Source organism: Arthrobacter sp. Sr24 (assembly GCF_054511175.1).
On sequence record NZ_JBTNDB010000015.1, the window covers coordinates 43646 to 57012 of the forward strand.

Consider the following 13367-nt stretch of genomic DNA (forward strand, 5'->3'; position numbering starts at 1 on the left):
ATGGCGCTTGACCTCAGCCCCGTCAAGGGCGGCGGGCGGCACCGGCTCAAGGTAGCCCTGAAAATGGCGTGGCGCGATATCCGCCGCCACCAAGGCCGCTCGGCACTCATCATCGCGCTCATTGCCCTGCCCATTTTTGCCATGTCCTTCGCTGCCACCGTGGGCATGAGCACGTTGCCCACGAGCGCCGAGACGGTCGCCATGGAGCTCGGTGCGACCCAGGGCCGCATTGCCGATATGCACGCCCAGAACTCCACGACCGTTCAGGACGTGGCCGGTGATGCCTCCGGACATGGCGGCGGGATGTCCCTCAATGAATCCGATTCCAGCTTCGTTCCCACCGCACCCACTAATGCCGTTCCGGCAGGATTCACCGCACTTCCGTGGCAGTCCACCACCCTGCACACGCCAGTTGGCAAGGCGCAAGTAGAACTGAGCGCCACGGTCACCGACGTGCTGAACCCCGCTTTCAAGGGTAAATACACACTGCTCGACGGCGTTGCCCCCACCACCGGCTCGCAAGCCTTGGGAACCCGCGGCCTGCTGGAACGCTTCGATGTAGCGCTCGGCGATGAATTGACGACGTCGGCCGGCACCTTCGCCGTTGTCGGCACCATCCGCCCGGAGGACCAAGGGGACGCCGAATCGTATCTGTTCCTGAAGTCGGAGCAGATACCGACTGAGGCGGTCGAGGATTTGGGACCGGCCACTATTTATTTGGTGGGAGAGCAGGCTTTGAAGTGGGCTGATGCGAAGGCCTTTAACGCCCAAGGTGTTGTCTTGACCTCCCGCAGCCTGATTCTGGATCCGCCGTCCAAAGCGGAGCTGGGGGCGGATGCGAAGTACATGCAGGATGACTGGCGTACCTCAAGCATGGCGTCCATGCTGTTGATGGGCGGGCTCATTGGCGTGCTGGCACTGTTGGAAGTGGGGTTGCTGGCTGGCGCTGCTTTCGCCGTGGGCGCTCGCAAACAACAGCGTGATTTGGCGTTGTTGGCAGCTTCTGGGGCTGAGAGTTCCATGGTGCGCGCCACCGTGACGGCCAGTGGTTTGTGGCTAGGACTGGCTGGCGGCGTCATTGGAGCCGTGCTGGGCAGCATTGCGGCTGCCGTGGTGGTGTTGGTGATTCGCAGCCAAGGCAACGTCATGTTTTCGGGGCTGCATCTCATGTGGCTGCCCGCCCTTGGCCTGATTTTGCTGGGCGTTGTGGCGGGGCTAGTTGCCGCCATGGTGCCAGCTCGCGCTGTGGCAAAACAGGCCACCCTCGCGGCTTTGAAGTCCGGACGTACGGCTGATGCTCCGGCCAAGTGGAGTACACGTATCGGGTTCGGGCTGCTGATTCTGTCAGCGGTGTGCATGGCGGCGTCCGGCGCAGCCACAGTTGCCCTGCGCGGTAGAGATGATCAGTATGTGTGGGGGCCATGGCTTGCCGGGCTGGTGGTAGTTGGTGCGGTGTTGTTGGTGTTCGCACTGATTCTCATGACGGGCCGGCTCATTGAATTACTGACCACTAAAACGGCGTGGTTGCCGGTACCGCTGCGGTTGGCGGCACGGGATTCAGCCCGTAACCGTGGCCGTACAGTGCCCGCAGTGGCTGCGGTGCTGGCCGCCGCGACGCTCTCGGGTGCGCTCATGGTGGGCATTGCCAGTGCCATGCAGGACTCCAGCGACAACCACCAATGGCAGTACAACATGAACCAAGGTGGGGTTCCGCTGCAGTTTGTTGACTACAACTATGTTGATATGGGTGGTGGGGCAATGTCGAGCGATTCGGCGGAGCTAAAAACCGTAGACCCAGTGGCGGCTACCAAGCTCCTGAAAGAGGAATTGGGCATTACTGCCACCACAGAATTGCTGCGCGGAACTCCACGAGAGAACCAATGTGACCTTGATGTGCAGAACGCCCGGACGGCCAATCAAGGGGAGGAACTACCCAACCAGGCGGTCTGCCCCAAGTGGACAGTGGCCGAACCTATTGCCAACCGCTGCAAACTCGAACTGGACTTCAGACCTGCAGACCTTGACGACTGGCGCTGCACAGGGCCCATGAGCGATGCCAATTATGGCTCCAGTCTTCCCGCCATAGTGGTGGGTGGTGAAGCGGAGCTGACCACATTGCTCGGCCATGCTCCCACCGCTGAGTCAAAGCAAGCCTTGGCTGCCGGAGGTATGGTGCTCACCAACAGGTTGTATCTGCAACCGGACAATACGGCCAAGATCATTAGTTACGATCCCAACGCTGAAGTAAATTGGGGAGGGTTTAACCCGGACGATCCTGCCACCCAGTACCTGCGCCAGCAACTAACGCCGCTCACGGCGCACAACCTCCCGGCGGTGGTGGAAGCGCCGGAGAAAGACCTCCAATTCTTTGGCGTGATCTCTCCCGCTACGGCGGAAGCCATCAAGATGCCCGTCAGCGACCAAGTGCTGCTGGTCAACGTTCCCCAACCGTTGAATCAAGCGGACAAGGACCAACTGCAATCGGTCATGACGCCATTGATGGGCCAGAACAATTACATTCATATTGAAACGGGTCCGCCCAGCAATATGGCCACCATCCTCTGGTTCATTGTCATCGGCGGTGCGCTCATCACGCTCAGTGCCGCTGGAATCACCGCCGGTTTGGCGCTCGCCGACGGTCGCGACGATCACGCCACCCTGGCCAGCATTGGGGCGGATACCAAACTCCGCAAGGCCATTTCCGGGTCACAGACTCTCATGACGGCGCTGCTAGGTACGGTCTTGGGCGTCATTGCCGGCGCCATCCCCACTGTGGTGGTGCTCGCCCAGCTACGTGGCTTTGCCATCGAGATTCCGTGGCTGCAGCTCGGGGCCTTGGCCATTGCGGTTCCGCTTTTCGGTGCGGGAGCTGCGTGGGTGTTCACCAAGGGCAAGTTGCCCATGACTAGGCGCCAAACCCTGGTCTGATCCCAGCAAGAACGCACTAAAGCCTCACAGAGAAATAACGTGGGCTGGGGTTAGCCGCGAAATCGGTAGTTACACAGCCGTTTTCGTGGCTAACCCCAGCCCAAGTTTTGCAATGTGCCCAGCGCCCGCTTTGCACTCTCGCCCAGCACCCGACTTAGCCACCCCCACTCACCAATTAGTGGCAACCGGGTGCCGCTGGCCGCGCATTCACTACCACTCGCCGCATCATATGCATGATTACCACCACATCGGCACTGTGACCCATAACCTATGCCTACTCTCAAAAGGCCGTAAATGAAGTCTTAGCGTAGGGAATAACATGACATTGCCGTCGAACAGGGCTGCGCAATCAGCCGATGTCTTAGTCCAGGATCCGGATCTTCCACCCGTTGCTGTGGACCTCGAAGAAGAGGCCCAAGCGCACAAGTGGACCCCGATCAAGATTGCCCTTTGGGCAGCCATTGCACTGTTGGGCGGTGTCGCCTGGGTTGTCTTGGCCGTTGTCCGCGGGGAAACCGTCAACGCCATTTGGTTTGTTTTCGCCGCAGTATGTACCTATCTGATCGCTTACCGTTTCTACTCCAAGGTCATTGAGAAGTTCCTGGTTCGGCCCAATGACAAGCGCGCCACCCCGGCCGAGTACAAGGCAGACGGCAAGGACTTTGTCCCTACCGACCGCAACGTCCTCTTCGGCCACCACTTCGCCGCTATTGCTGGCGCTGGCCCCCTCGTGGGCCCCATTCTGGCAGCCCAGATGGGTTACCTGCCCGGCACTATCTGGATCATCGTCGGCGTCGTGCTTGCCGGTGCGGTTCAGGATTACCTGGTCCTGCACTTCTCCATGCGCCGCGGCGGCCGTTCACTGGGCCAGATGGCTCGCGAAGAACTCGGCGTCATCGGCGGCACCGCAGCCCTGATCGCCACCTTGCTGATCATGATCATCATCGTCGCGATCCTGGCACTGGTAGTTGTCAACGCTTTGGGCGAATCCCCGTGGGGCGTCTTCTCGGTCTCCATGACCATCCCGATAGCACTGTTTATGGGCGTCTACCTGCGCTACCTGCGCCCTGGCAAGGTCATGGAAGTCTCCTTGATCGGCGTCGTGCTCTTGCTGGCCGCAATTGTTGGCGGCGGAATGGTCGCAGCTACCGAATGGGGCGCTGCCACCTTCCACCTGGACCGCACCACCTTGGCTTGGGCCATCATCATCTACGGCTTCATCGCCGCCATCCTGCCGGTCTGGCTCCTGCTGGCCCCGCGCGATTACCTCTCCACGTTCATGAAGATCGGCACCATTGTGATGCTGGCCGGCTCCATTGTGCTGGTCCGCCCCACCATTAACGTCCCGGCATTCAGCGAATTCGCTGGCCGCAGCGACGGCCCGGTCTTCTCCGGCGCACTGTTCCCGTTCCTGTTCGTCACCATCGCCTGTGGCGCGCTCTCCGGTTTCCACGCCCTGATCGCCTCCGGCACCACACCGAAACTGATCGAAAAGGAACGCCAGGCCCGATACATTGGCTACGGCGGAATGCTCATGGAGTCCTTCGTGGCCATCATGGCACTCGTCGCGGCGCTCTCCATTGACCGCGGCATCTACTTCGCCATGAACTCCTCCGGCGCAGCCACTGGCGGCACCATCGAAGGCGCTGCAGCATTCGTGAACTCGCTGGGACTGACCGGCGTCCACGTTGATCCGGCCACTCTGGCGCAAACCGCGGCCGACGTCGGCGAAGAGTCGATCGTCTCGCGCACCGGTGGCGCACCCACGCTCGCCGTTGGTTTGGCACACATCATGCAGCAGGTTGCTGGCGGCCAGGCGATGATGAGCTTCTGGTACCACTTCGCCATCATGTTTGAGGCGCTGTTCATCCTCACCGCGGTCGACGCCGGAACTCGTGTTGCGCGCTTCATGCTCCAGGACTCCATTGGTAACTTTGTCCCCAAGTTCAAGGACACCTCCTGGCGCTTGGGCTCGTGGATTACCACGGGCATCATGGTGGCTGGCTGGGGCGCGATCCTCATCATGGGTGTCACCGATCCGCTCGGCGGCATCAACACCTTGTTCCCGCTGTTCGGTATCGCGAATCAGCTGTTGGCGGCCATTGCGCTGGCTGTCTGCTTGGTGATCGTTTCCAAGAACACGCACGTGAAGTACCTGTGGATGGTGGCTTTGCCGCTCGTCTTCGTCACCGTCGTGACAGTGGTTGCTTCCTTCCAGAAGATCTTCTCGCCGGTTCCGGCCGTAGGTTACTGGGCTCAGCACACCGCGTTCAAGACGGCATTGGCTAACGGCGAAACCAGCCACGGTACGGCCAAGACCGTCGAGGCCATGGAAGCAGTGGTTCGGAACACCTTCGTTCAGGGCAGCCTGTCCATCATCTTCGTGGTGCTGTCCCTGATTGTGATTGCCACGGCCATCCTGGTCACCATCCGCGCTATCAAGGCCGGCGGCGGACCCAGTAAGGAAGACCCGGCCGTAGTCTCCCGGATCTTCGCTCCTGCCTCGGTGCTTCCCAACGCCGCTGAGAAGGCGCTCGTGAAGGAATGGGCAGAATCCGGCAAGCAGTCGGCCCGGTCCGGACACTAATCATGGATCTCTTGCGTAGCGCCAGCCGTGGCCTGAGTGCCGTCAACTCCTATCTCAAGGGGGTCCTCGGCGAGGATTCCTATGAGAAGTATCTTGACCACCACCAGGCCACGGGCTGCGCCACCGAGCCCATGAATATCAAGGAGTTCTGGCGCGACAAGACCGACCGCCAGGACGCCAACCCTGAAGGTCGCTGCTGTTAGATTTACGGGCAGTGTTTGAAAGCCAAGTACGACGGCGGGTGAGCTCACCCGCCGTCGTCCGTGGTTTAAGGGCACGGATTTAAGAGTGTCGGTGGTGGCCCGGCCGGATGTTGCCCTCACGTGAGAGACTGGCGTTATGAGTGAAAAGGCGCAGATCCCGGCCCCCGACGATGCGGCCGCGGACAAGGTAATGGCAGGTGTTCTGGACGGTGCAGTAGCGCAGGAGCCCGCCGCTACAAAGAAGCCGGCCAACGTTGCGGCGATGGTGGACCAGCCTGCGAAGGTCATGCGGATTGGCACCATGGTCAAGCAGCTTTTGGATGAGGTGAAGAGCGCGCCGCTGGACGACGCTGCACGGGCTCGCCTCGCCGAGATTCACCATGCTTCCATTGCGGAGCTTGAGGACGGGCTGGCGCCTGAGCTTGTGGAGGAATTGCACCGGCTCAGCCTGCCGCTGACGGATGATCGGACGCCCACAGATGCCGAGCTGCGCATTGCCCAGGCGCAGTTGGTGGGCTGGTTGGAGGGACTCTTCCACGGTATTCAAACCACTATGGCGGCGCAGGCCATGATGAATCAGCAGACAGCGTCGCGCTTGGCCCAGCACCAGTTGCCGCCCGGAACCGTCATCGCCCCCGGTGTTGTTGTGGGCCCCAATGGTGAGCCGCAGCGCGCGCCCGCTGGGCCGGGTGGCCAGCAGGTTGCCCCCGGCGAAGCGAGTTACGGGCGGGCCGGAAACACCGATTCCGGCGGCCCCGGACAGTACCTCTGACGCCCATGCTCAAAGGACTTTTTAGTGCGGGCCGGCAGGCCAAGCGGGATGATAACGAACTCGGTAAGGGTGTCTGGCGCCGAGCCCACGACCGTTTTCGCCGCGGCTTAGACCGCTTCCACCAAATGCTTGAAGGGCTCGCGGAAACGGAGGCGGCTTCCGCCGCCACCGCGCCTGCCCCCCATCATTACGACGCGATGGTGACGCTCGCAGACCAGCTCGCCGATCTTCTGCCGGTAGTGCGCGGCCTCGCTATGGAAGCGCAGGTACTTGGCCCCAGTGAAGGTATGGAAATCCCCGCCGGGACAGGCGGTTACCTCAATGACGTTCACCGGGAACTGTCCCGGGCGGGCAACGCGCTGGCTGCAACGGCTGAGTCCTTGGCCTTGCTGCGGCTGGGTGTGGGCACTCCTGTCGCCGTGGAACTCAAGGCGGATCTGGTGCGCCAGCACATAACGCGAGCCGGGGAGTTGCTACACGGAACGTCATCTACTCAGCAGTAAGCTGTCTCGCGCACATAGAAGTCCCTCGAAATCCACCAACGCAACGGTGAGCTGCGTCACAATTAGTCTTTTGAGAGATTAGCCTGCCCTTTGATCGATTACGATCAACTTATCTTCGCTAATTATTTCTACCGCCGAAAGGCTCACATGTTGACTTGGCCCACCCTGAAGACTTTGCGTAAAAGCACGCTGACCGCCCTTGCCGGGGCATCCATTTTTGCCCTTGCTGCCTGCGGCGGCTCCACCACACCCTCGGAAAGCAATGGCGCTTCCGGCGGTGCTGATGACACCATCACCGTCTACAACGCCCAGCATGAATCACTCACACAGGCGTGGGTTGACGAATTCACCAAGGAAACCGGCATCAAGGTCACCCTGCGTCAGGGGAGTGACCTCGAGCTGAGCAACCAGATCATCGCAGAAGGCGCCAAGTCCCCGGCTGATGTTTTCCTCACCGAGAACTCCCCGGCCATGACTCAGGTTGAAAACGCGGGCCTCTTCACAGACGTCAGCGCCACCATCCAGGAGCAGGTCCCGGCCGAGTTCCGCCCGTCCACCAACAAGTGGACCGGCATTGCTGCCCGCAGCACCGTCTTTGCTTACGACAAGACCAAACTCACCGAAGCACAGCTGCCCAAGTCCATCATGGATTTGGCCGATCCGGCTTGGAAGGGCCGGTGGGCTGCATCGCCTTCGGGTGCTGATTACCAAGCCATCGTTTCGGCCATGCTGGAGCTCAAAGGCGAGGACGCAACACTGTCTTGGCTCAAGGCCATGAAGGAAAACTACAAGTCCTACAAGGGCAACAGCACTGCCATGAAGGCGGTCAATGCGGGCGAGGTTGAAGGCGCCGTCATTTACCACTACTACTACTTTGGCGATCAGGCCAAGACCGGCGAGAACTCCAAGAACGTTGAGCTGCACTACTTCAAGAATGAAGATCCGGGCGCCTTCGTCTCCATCTCCGGCGGTGGCGTACTAGCCTCCAGCACGCATCAGTCCAGTGCCCAGAAGTTCCTTGAGTTCGTCACGAGCAAGGCCGGCCAGACCGTTCTGCAGACCGGCACCAGCTTCGAATACCCCGTGGGCTCTGACGTTGCAGCGAACGCGGCACTGACCCCGCTGGCCGATCTCCAGGCCCCCAAGATCGATCCCGCCAAGCTGAACTCGGCGAAGGTCACCGATCTCATGACGCAGGCCGGTCTACTCTAGAGTCAATGACTTCCCAACAACGTACGACGGCGGCGCCGAAGCTTGGTGCCAACATTTCGGTTATGCGCAACTTAGCTAAGCGGGCTGGGGGCCGGGGTTCACGCCTCGGCCCTTGGCCCGTCGTCGTGCTTTGTCTGGTGATTGCCGCGTTCTCCCTGCTGCCGCTGGGGTTCGTGGTGGTTGCTACCGCCAACACTGGGTGGGACACCGTAGTTAGTTTGGTGTTCCGTCCGCGCGTTGGCGAATTGCTGCTTAATACGCTGTTGTTAGTGCTGATTACCGTGCCGTTGTGCGTGGTGATTGGAGTGGGTGGTGCGTGGCTGGTGGAGCGGACCAGCCTTGCCGGGAACAAGGCGTGGGCGGTTCTGCTCGCGGCGCCGCTGGCGATCCCGGCCTTCGTTAACAGTTACGCCTGGGTCAGTGCCATTCCGTCATTGGGTGGGGTCTTTGGTGGTGTGCTGATCTCGGTTTTGTCCTATTTCCCGCTGGTCTACATTCCCGTGGCTGCGGTCCTGAGCCGGCTGGACCCGGCGTTGGAACAGTCGGCTTCGTCATTGGGGCTTGGTCCGTGGCGGGTATTTTTCCGTGTGGTGTTGCCGCAGCTGCGGCTCGCTACTGCTGGTGGGGCGCTGCTGGTGTCCTTGCACCTGTTGGCCGAATATGGCGCTTTCGCGATGATCGCGTTCGATACTTTCACCACCGCCATTTATGACCAGTTCCGCTCCACCTTCAATGGTGCTGCTGCAAATATGCTGGCCAGCGTCCTAGTGGTGTTTTGCCTGCTGCTCCTGCTCGCCGAATCCAGGGCACGTGGCAGCGCTCGGTATGCACGGGTGGGTGCCGGTGCGCAGTCGAGCCCTGTCCGCCTGAACCTTGGTCTCTTTCAAGGTCCCAGCCAGCTGTTTTTGGTCGCCGTGTCAGCGCTGGCTCTTGGTGTTCCGTTGTGGCATGTGGGCCGCTGGCTCATCGCAGGGGGAGCGGCCATCTGGCAGCGCTCGGATCTGTTGCAAACGTTACTCTCAACCTTTGGCTATGGTTTGGTCGGCGCGTTGCTGACCATTGTGTTGGCTTTCCCCTTGGCGTATTTGGTGGTCCGGCATGCGGGCCCCGTCAGCAAGGTGCTGGAAGCCGTGAACTATATTTCCAGTTCCATGCCTGGCATTGTGGTGGCGCTGGCCTTGGTGACCATCACCGTTCACAACGTGCCAGCCATCTACCAAAGTTCTTTGGTGCTGGTGTTCGCCTACGCGCTACTGTTCATGCCGCGTGCCTTGGTGAACCTGCGTGCCGGTCTTGCTCAGGTGCCGTATGAGCTCGATGAGGCGGCACAGTCTTTGGGCAAGCCGCCGCTAGCCGCGTTTTTGCGGGTGACGTTACGGCTCTCGGCCCCGGCAGCTGCTGGTGGAGCGGCTCTGGTGTTTCTGGGGATCGTCAATGAGCTGACTGCCACTTTGCTACTGGCGCCCAACGGAACCCGGACGCTGGCCACCCAATTCTGGTCGCTGAGTAGCGAAATCGACTATATGGGCGCAGCTCCGTATGCCTTGCTGATGATTTTGCTCTCGGCACCCATGACTTATCTTTTGTTCGTGCAATCCAAGAAGGCGGCCGGACAATGACCACCCCACCCAAGCAGCCCGGTGTGCCGGCGGCCGATGAAACTCTTCCGCCCAAGGGTCGGCGTGCGGACGGTCCCGGACGTATTGCGGACCGGCCCGTGCCGGAGGCAGCTGAGGCCCGAACCTTTGTGCAGGCTAGCAGCGAGGTTCCCGCTCATCTGCAAATCAGCAATGTGCGCAAGAGTTTTGGTAGCACCGAGGTGCTCAAGGGCGTGGATCTTGAAGTTGTCCAGGGGCATACGACGGCGATCGTGGGACCCTCCGGATCAGGAAAAACCACCTTGTTGCGGCTCATCGCAGGCTTCTCAGCGCCAGATTCTGGCCAGATCTCACTGGCCGGAAAAGAAGTTGCTGGACCGTCCCAGTGGAACCCGGCTCACAAGCGCAGTGTTGGCTACGTTGCGCAGGACGGTGCCCTGTTCCCGCACTTGAGCGTGGGCGCCAACATCGCCTTCGGCCTGCCACTGCGGGGTAAGGCTGCATCGCTCCGTGTGGGGGAATTGCTGGAGATGGTGTCGATGGATGCGTCGTACGCCAAGCGCCGCCCGCACCAGCTTTCCGGCGGACAACAACAGCGCGTGGCCCTTGCCCGGGCGTTGGCCCGCCAGCCGGAGCTGATGCTACTGGATGAGCCGTTCAGTGCACTCGATGCAGGCCTGCGAGTTGCCACCCGGCGCGCGGTCTCCCAAACGCTGAAACAAGCTGGGGTAACGGCCATCCTCGTGACGCACGATCAAGCCGAGGCCCTCAGCTTCGCCGACCAAGTGGCCGTCATGCGTGATGGAAAACTAGCTCAAATCGGCAGTCCGTTCGTGGTCTACACCCGCCCCTCAGACCGGGCCACAGCCGAGTTTCTCGGCGACGCCGTCATCATCGAGGCGTGGATGGAAGGCTCCCTGGCGCTCTGCTCGCTCGGCGGAATTCCCGTCCGCCGCCCACCTGTCCAGGGCAAAGTGCACCTGATGCTGCGACCAGAACAAATCCGCATCGCCAACGGCGGACCCATCCGCGGCCGCGTGGTTGATACCGACTACTTCGGTCCCGAAACCACCGTCCGCATCCAGCTGGAACCCATCAAGGTCGACGCTGAACACCCCCTCGATCCACACCAGCCAGTCGGCGGCGAAATTATCACCATCCGGCACTGGAACGCGATGCTTGCCCGCCCCGGCACCGAATTGTCGCTCAAGGTAGTGGGCGAAGGCGTCGTCTTCCCCTGGGACTAATCCCCACGCCCTCCCACCGCTGACAAGCTCATGCCGGGGGCCTCGGGCGTGTGGGCCCGCGCGGCGACTCTATCGGCGACCCTATAGGCGACCCTGCGGAGATGAGCCCAGAGTTGAACCTGCGGAGGTGAGCCCAGAGTTGAACCTGCGGAGGTGAGTCCAGCGTTGATCCGTGAGCTTTGGTCGTTTACAGCTTGCTAAACGACCAAAGCTCCCGGATGAATGGATACCGGTTCTTAATTCGGGCAGTCACGCCCCTGGGAGAGGTTGAAACAGCAGCTATGGCGATTTCGGGCCTGGCCAAAGTTGAAACAGCAGATAACGCGGTGTGTTGGAGCTCCGCCGATTCGAGACTGCGGATAATGCGGTAAAAGTTGCCGATTTATCGCCTTAGCTGCAGTCTAAACGTAAAAGGCTTGGGGGAATCGCATCAGCTGCAGTTTCGATGGCTTGGGTGCAGCCGTTCCGGGCAACTGGCCGAAGCAACTGGGCACAGCAATGGCTGAAGCAACGACTGACGTTGGTCCGAGGCAGATTGCGTAGGGAACCAAAAAACCCCGCCGTGGCGGGGTTTTAGTGGAGCCTCCAAACAGAATCGAACTGTTGACCTTTTCATTACGAGTGAAACGCTCTACCAACTGAGCTATGGAGGCCTGTGCTGGCTTTTACCCTTACGGGCTCAAGTACCGAACACAAGAAACCACTCTAATATGCGCGGGCCGGATGTACAAAATCGGGCCCCGCAGAACCGAGGGAACTTAGCATCGAGTTCCCTCGGTGGGGACTTTTCCGTCCACAAAGTAGTCGTCCACCACCGTGGTTAGGCAGGCATTCGAGCGGCCGTAGGCAGTGTGGCCTTCGCCCTCCCAGGTGACCAAGACGCCGGAATCTAGCTGTTTGGCTAGGGCCTCGGACCATACATAGGGGGTAGCCGGATCGCCGGTGGTGCCAACTACCAAGATGGGACCAGCCCCGGCAGCAGAAATGGCGGACGGATTGCCAGTTGCCTCATGCGGCCAGAACTTGCAGCTCAACCCTGAGTAGGCCAGCAGAGCCCCAAACGTGGGGGCGGCCTTCTTGAGCAGGTCAGCCTGTTCACGCATGTGGGCAAGGTCCGAGTTCATCGGGTAATCCAAGCAGTTGATAGCGGTGAACGCTGCAGAGGTGTTGGAGTTGTATTGACCATCGGAGTCCCTGTCCGCTGAGAAGTCAGCCAGCATCAGCATGCCCGAGGCATCACCAGCAAAGGCTTGCGTCAAAGCGCCGGTCAGGGGAGCCCACAGATCTGTGGAGTACATGCCAAATGCCAGTGCGCCACCAAATTCGGTGCCGGTCACCACGCGGCCTTCAGGTGTTTGCTGAGGCGTGGCGCTGTAGACATCGTTGAGTTCACGGACTTGAGCCATGGCCTCATCCACGGATCCGGAGACGGGGCAATCGGTGCCAGCCAAGCAATCAGCGGCCCAGGCCCGCAGTGCGTTCTCAAAGCCCACGGCCTGGCCCATCGAAACCTGGTCAATGTCCAGCGACGGATCCATGGCACCGTCCAAGGAGAACTTGCCCACCCGTTCGGGGAACAGCCCGGCGTACGTGGCGCCCAGCTTGGTGCCGTAGGAGAAGCCCATGTAGTTCAGCTTCGGATCCCCCACCACGGCTCGGAGAATATCCATGTCGCGAGCAGCGCTGACGGTATCCACAAACGGCAACGATGGGCCGGAATTGGTCTTACATAGCTCCGCTTGACGCTTAGCTTCAGTCTCGAACGCGGCCATGCCGGCGTCGGTGGATGGATCGAAATTTTGCTGGCGAGTAGCATCCATTTGGGCGGAGTCGAGGCACTTCACGGGCGCCGAACGCTGTACTCCGCGGGGGTCAAAGCCCACCACGTCATAGGCGCCGCGTAGCTTCTGAGAGAAATAGACCTGTGCGGCGTCCTGGACCATATCCACCCCGGATCCGCCTGGGCCGCCCGGGTTGACCAACATGGCGCCTTGCCGGTTTCCACTGGCCTGCAGCCGGGTCACCGCAAGCTTGATCGATTCCTTGTTCGGCTTCTCATAGTCCATCGGGACCTCGACCTCCGCGCATTGGAACCCGCCACTGCAGGAGGTCCAGGTCACCGCCTGAGTATAGAAATCCGTCAGGTTTTCGGGCACATCGCCCACCACCGCCGGGTCAGCGGAACTCACGGTGGGCTGCTCGGGAGCCAGCACCGAGCACGATCCCAGCATCAGGCCCAGCACAGCCATAGCGGCGATGAGGGGCAAACGGAGGTGGCGGGGGCGCCGTCGTGCATTGGGGGCAGTCATAGAAAGAT

General features: G+C 60.9%; 9 protein-coding genes and 1 tRNA gene. 8 read left to right on the top strand and 2 right to left on the bottom strand.

The annotated features are described in order from the left end of the window. The 8 genes from ACX80D_RS11160 to ACX80D_RS11195 all read left to right on the top strand — a co-directional run bounded on the left by ACX80D_RS11160 (nucleotide 1) and on the right by ACX80D_RS11195 (nucleotide 11050). Nucleotides 1-2928 carry an FtsX-like permease family protein gene (locus ACX80D_RS11160; protein ID WP_459322738.1) on the top strand — a complete coding sequence of 976 codons (2928 nt, stop codon included), beginning with the start codon at nucleotides 1-3 and terminating at the stop codon, nucleotides 2926-2928. A gap of 319 nt (nucleotides 2929-3247) precedes the next feature. After that, nucleotides 3248-5515 (top strand): carbon starvation CstA family protein, encoded by a 2268-nt coding sequence (locus tag ACX80D_RS11165; RefSeq protein WP_459322739.1) that lies wholly within the window; start codon nucleotides 3248-3250, stop codon nucleotides 5513-5515. A 2-nt stretch (nucleotides 5516-5517) separates the two neighbouring features. Next, complete coding sequence (locus ACX80D_RS11170) at nucleotides 5518-5718, top strand: YbdD/YjiX family protein (protein ID WP_459322740.1); 201 nt, start codon at nucleotides 5518-5520, stop codon at nucleotides 5716-5718. Between the two features lie 136 nt (nucleotides 5719-5854). After that, nucleotides 5855-6490: a bacterial proteasome activator family protein gene (locus tag ACX80D_RS11175; RefSeq protein ID WP_459322741.1), complete on the top strand. Its 636-nt coding sequence runs from the start codon at nucleotides 5855-5857 to the stop codon at nucleotides 6488-6490. 5 nt (nucleotides 6491-6495) lie between these two features. Further along, nucleotides 6496-6993 carry a hypothetical protein gene (locus ACX80D_RS11180; protein ID WP_459322742.1) on the top strand — a complete coding sequence of 166 codons (498 nt, stop codon included), beginning with the start codon at nucleotides 6496-6498 and terminating at the stop codon, nucleotides 6991-6993. Nucleotides 6994-7140: 147 nt separating this feature from the next. Further along, the gene (locus ACX80D_RS11185) at nucleotides 7141-8205 is read left to right on the top strand and encodes an iron ABC transporter substrate-binding protein (RefSeq protein WP_459322743.1); all 1065 of its coding nucleotides are present in this window, start codon (nucleotides 7141-7143) and stop codon (nucleotides 8203-8205) included. Between the two features lie 62 nt (nucleotides 8206-8267). Further along, a complete protein-coding gene (locus tag ACX80D_RS11190) occupies nucleotides 8268-9824 on the top strand; it encodes an ABC transporter permease (RefSeq protein ID WP_459322770.1) in 1557 nt (518 codons plus the stop codon). Beyond that, nucleotides 9821-11050, top strand: coding sequence for an ABC transporter ATP-binding protein (locus tag ACX80D_RS11195; protein ID WP_459322744.1), 1230 nt, complete (start codon nucleotides 9821-9823; stop codon nucleotides 11048-11050). The genes ACX80D_RS11190 and ACX80D_RS11195 overlap by 4 nt, the downstream gene beginning before the upstream one ends. 577 nt (nucleotides 11051-11627) lie before the next feature. Here the strand turns inward: ACX80D_RS11195 and ACX80D_RS11200 are convergent. Both ACX80D_RS11200 and ACX80D_RS11205 read right to left on the bottom strand, forming a co-directional pair. After that, nucleotides 11628-11703, bottom strand: a tRNA-Thr gene (locus ACX80D_RS11200). Between the two features lie 105 nt (nucleotides 11704-11808). Continuing rightward, nucleotides 11809-13359: an alpha/beta hydrolase gene (locus tag ACX80D_RS11205; protein WP_459322745.1), complete on the bottom strand. Its 1551-nt coding sequence runs from the start codon at nucleotides 13357-13359 to the stop codon at nucleotides 11809-11811. Nucleotides 13360-13367: the final 8 nt, after the last annotated feature.